Consider the following 4,264-nt stretch of genomic DNA (forward strand, 5'->3'; position numbering starts at 1 on the left):
GCCGTGGACGCCGTCGGCGATGGCCTTGAGCACGTTGTCATCCGTCAGTGCCGCCGCATAGCCACGGCGCTGGATCTCGAGTTCGGCCGGCGACATGGAGAGCGAAACATCGACTGCGAGCACCAGCTCGACATCCACCGGCTCTATCGCACTCGATCGCGTGGGCGGGCCGAGGAGCAGCGCCAGCGCGGCGGCGCCGGAAAGCCAATGCCTTGTTCGGCCCAAAGCGGACATGACGCAACGGTAAGCGATAATCGCGCATGAACAAAGCAAAAAGGCCCGGCGTCGACCGGGCCTTCCACCAATCCGGACGAACGCGCGCTCGCTTAGCTGCGCGGCTTGAGATTCTCCGGGTCGTAAAGCGGCTTGTAGCCGACGCCGGCCACCTCGACCGGATAGGTCTCGCCGAAATACTCCACCTGCAGCTTGCGACCTTCCTGGCAGCAGGCCCAGGGCAGATAGGCGAGCGCGATGTTCTTGCCGATGGTCGGGCCGTAGGCGACCGACGTGGTGAAGGAGCGCCGGCCGAGCTCGTCGACCAGCGTCTCGCCGGTCGCGGGATCCTGCACCGGCATGATGCCGACCGGATAGCGCGCGACGCCCTTGGAATCGGTGTTCTCGGTCATCACCAGCGTGCAGAGCATAGCCGGCTGATGCTCGCGGGCGCGATATTCCAGGTGCTTGGCCTTGCCGCAGAAGTCGTTCTCCTTGACCTTCGGGCGGGCAAGATCTGCCTCGAGCAGATTGTATTCGGTCAAGAGGTCGGCGTTCTGCAGCCGCAGGCTCTTCTCCATGCGGCGCGTGTTGGCGTAGGTCTCGACGCCGAACGGCATCACACCGGTCGAGCGCAGCGCGTCCCAGACGGCGAGCCCGTCCTCATAGCGCATATGCAGTTCCCAGCCCTGCTCGCCGACATAGGAGATGCGGAAGGCCGTGACGTCCTTTCCGCCGATCCTGATCGGCTTGATCGCCGCGAACGGGAAATTGTCCGGCGTCAGCCCGTTCGGGTCCTCGACCACCTTCTGCAGCGTCGTGCGCGCATTCGGTCCCCAGATGCCGATGGTGACGTATTTTTCGGTGACGTCGGTGACAGTGACATCGAAACCTTTGTCCTGCGCGGTGCGCTGCATGTAGCGGAAGTCGCGCGGCCCGGCGTCGGCGCCGTCGATGACGCGGCAGCGATCGGCCATGCGGATCACGGTGAAGTCGGCGCGCACCATGCCCTCCTCGTCGAGGAAGTGGGTGTAGATGCCCTTGCCGATATTGTTGTCGCCGCCGATCTTGGCCGCGCACAGCCATTCCAGCAGCGCGACATGATCCGGCCCCTCCACGTCGTACATCGAAAAATGCGAGAGGTTGACGATGCCGCAATCCTCGCTCATCGCCAGATGCTCGGCATTGGAGACGCGCCAGAAATGGCGGTTGTCCCACTCATTCTCGCGCACCGGGACGCGGTTGGCGTATTTTTCCAGGAGATGCTCGTTGGCGGCATAGCCATGGGCGCGCTCCCAGCCGCCTAGCTCCATGAAGTAGCCGCCGAGTTCCTTCTCGCGCTCCCAGAACGGCGAGCGGCGGATGTTGCGGCCCTTGGAGAACGGCTCGCGCGGATGCACCGCCGGATTGTAGACCTTCATCGCCGTCTCGGTGCAGCGATCCCAGATGAACTCTTCCTTCGTCTGGTGCGGGTAGAAGCGCGCATAGTCGATGGCGTGATGATCGATCGCGGTGCGGCCGTCGGTCATCCAGTCGGCGATCAGCTTGCCCATACCCGGGCCGTCCTTGACCCAGATGGCGACGGCGTACCAGAGGCCCCTGACCTTCTGGCTTTCGCCCATCGAAGGCCCGCCATCGGTCGTCACCTGCAGCAGCCCGTTGAAGGAATGGCCTTCATTGTAGCCGAGCTCGCCGAGGATCGGCGTCAGTTCCATGGCGCGCTCCAGCGGCGCCATGATCTGCTCCATGTCGAGGTCGCGCTGCGAGGGCGAGAGCCGCGCCTGGTCTTTTTCCAGCAGGTCGCGCGGATGGCAAAGGCGCGGATTGGTCTCCTCGTAATAGCCCCATTCGATCTGCCCGCCCTCCGCGGTCTTGGGATCCCCGGTGTCGCGCATATAGGCCGAGTTGCCCTGGTCGCGCAGCAGCGGCCAGCCGATCTCCTTGCCGGTGCCGGCGAACTCGTTATACGGGCCGAAGAAGGTCAGCGGGTGGTCGATCGGCATGACCGGCAGGTCTTCGACGACCAGTGCCGCGGTCAGCCGGCCCCAAATGCCGGTGCAGACGACCACATAATCGGCTTCGATCGTGCCGCGCTCGGTCACGACGCCCTTGATGCGGCCGTTCTCGACGATCAGGTCCTTGGCCGAGGTGTTGGCGAAAGCCTGGAGTTTGCCGGAAGCGACACCCTGGTCGACGAGCTTGCCGGCCACCGTCTGCGAGCGCGGGATGACGAGACCGGCGTCGGGGTCCCACAACCCGCCCTGCACAAGATGCTCCTCGATCAGCGGGAACTTCTGCTTGATCTCGGCCGGCTCGATCAGGCGCGCGCGGGTGCCGAATGCCTTGGCGGAAGCAATCTTGCGCTTGATCTCGTCCATGCGGCCATCGTCGCCGACGCGCGCGACTTCGAGGCCGCCGATGCGCGCGTAATGCCCCATCTTCTCGTAGAAATCGATGGAATAGAGCGTCGTCCAGCAGGAGAGAAAATCGTGGCTGGTCGTGTAGCAGAAGTCCGAGGCATGCGCGGTCGAGCCGATATCGGTCGGGATGCCCGACTTGTCGATGCCCACGATGTCGTCCCAACCGCGCTCGATCAGGTGATGGGCGACCGACGCGCCGACAATACCGCCAAGACCAACGATGACGACCTTCGACTTTTTCGGAAACTCTGCCATGCCCGCGACTCCAAAGTGCTAAAGCGGGCGCGCCGGCGCCCGTTCGAATTGCCAGAATATGCAGAGGACGCGGATTGAGCTACCGCCTGTTTGCGACACGTCGCGGATGCCGCGCGACCCGGCGCGCCGGCTCGGCTCGGGATGCGATTTCGCTCGGCGAAAGCCCAGATGGTCCTCGGCCTGGAGGCCGACCTGGTAGCCGGCGGTCTTAAAGCTTGACCACGAGCTGGCCGATCTCGGCCGCGGGCGAGCGCTCCGACCTCGATCTTGATCATGCCGGGGCGGTAACGCGTCCGGAAATGATAAAAGGCCGGACAAACGCCCGGCCGTGCCGATCATATTCAAGGAGTTCTTACTTGATCCGCGCAACGCCGCCGGAGATCTCGACCGTTTCCGAACCGGTCAGCGCTTCGAGATCACCATTGGGCAGGGTGACGAAGCAGCCATTCGGGCAGAACTCCACAGTCTCGCCGGCGGCCAGCGCCAGCTCGGTCTTGCCGCCGCCTTCGGTCACGATCAACGTCCGCGTCTGGGCGTCCTTGTTGACCGCGCTGGCGGCAAAAGCCGAACCGCTAAGGGCCAGGAAAGCGACGGCGGCAACGACAGACTTCCACATTGCAATTCCGGTGTTTCCACACCGCCTCTGTTCAATTTCGCAAGGCATTCTCGCACTTTGCGTGAGAGCTTATATGAGATGTAACGTGAACCGCAACTGAATGCCGCATTCATGCCACAATCGGCTTCGGCGGCCGCCAAAGCTAGTCGGGGTCGGGCTTGCGGCCTCTTCTCTTGGCTTTAGCCAGACGCGCCTGCTCGGCCGCGGCCTCCGCTTCCAGCCGCTCGCGTTCGGCGAATTCGGCCTCGATCTTGTCGTCGTCGATCGGCCATGGCTCATGCTTCTTGCTCTCGACCACGGCGCGGGGCGCCGACGGGATCTCGATGTGCTCGTCTTCGAAGATGTCGAAGATCGCGAATCGGATGTCGTTCTGGACGATGCTGCCGTTCAACACGTCGGCGACGAACACGCGGATCTCGAATTCCAGTGCAGCCGGGCCGAAATTGGCAAACAGCACGAAGGGCTCGGGGTTCTTGAGCACCATCGGATGGGCGCGGGCAATGCCGAGCAGGATGGCGTGGACGCGCTTGACGTCGCTGCCATAGGCGACGCCCACCTTGATGTCGACGCGGCCAAGCTTGTTGCGGTGCGTCCAGTTGCCGACCGCATTGTTGATGAGGTTCGAGTTCGGCAGGATCACCGACTGGCGCTGGAACGTCTCGATCTCGGTGGCGCGCACGCTTATCTTTCTGACCGTGCCGCTGATGTCGCCGGCGACGATCCAGTCCCCGCCCTTGAACGGTCGCTCGCCAAGCAGGAT

At 63.8% G+C, this 4,264-nt stretch carries 4 protein-coding genes; all 4 read right to left on the reverse strand.

All coding sequences use genetic code 11. From position 1 onward, the window contains the following. Positions 1-234, reverse strand: a 234-nt coding sequence (locus EOA60_RS21025; RefSeq protein ID WP_128311818.1) for a DUF1194 domain-containing protein, incomplete at its 3' end; no start/stop codon positions are given. Positions 235-326: 92 nt separating this feature from the next. Continuing rightward, positions 327-2,888, reverse strand: coding sequence for an FAD-dependent oxidoreductase (locus EOA60_RS21030; protein WP_095825684.1), 2,562 nt, complete (start codon positions 2,886-2,888; stop codon positions 327-329). 352 nt (positions 2,889-3,240) lie between these two features. Beyond that, positions 3,241-3,504, reverse strand: coding sequence for a hypothetical protein (locus tag EOA60_RS21035; protein WP_066999629.1), 264 nt, complete (start codon positions 3,502-3,504; stop codon positions 3,241-3,243). Between the two features lie 142 nt (positions 3,505-3,646). Further along, the coding region (locus EOA60_RS21040) for a mechanosensitive ion channel domain-containing protein (protein ID WP_128311820.1) at positions 3,647-4,264 on the reverse strand (618 nt) is incomplete at its 5' end.

Origin of the sequence: Mesorhizobium sp. M1A.F.Ca.IN.020.06.1.1, assembly GCF_004023265.1 — a bacterium.
Taxonomy (GTDB): domain Bacteria; phylum Pseudomonadota; class Alphaproteobacteria; order Rhizobiales; family Rhizobiaceae; genus Mesorhizobium.

Excerpts from the sequence above, each read along its gene's own strand:
- EOA60_RS21030 (WP_095825684.1), bottom strand. The coding sequence starts at position 2,888 with ATGGCAGAGTTTCCGAAAAAGTCGAAGGTCGTCATCGTTGGTCTTGGC.
- EOA60_RS21035 (WP_066999629.1), bottom strand. The coding sequence starts at position 3,504 with ATGTGGAAGTCTGTCGTTGCCGCCGTCGCTTTCCTGGCCCTTAGCGGT.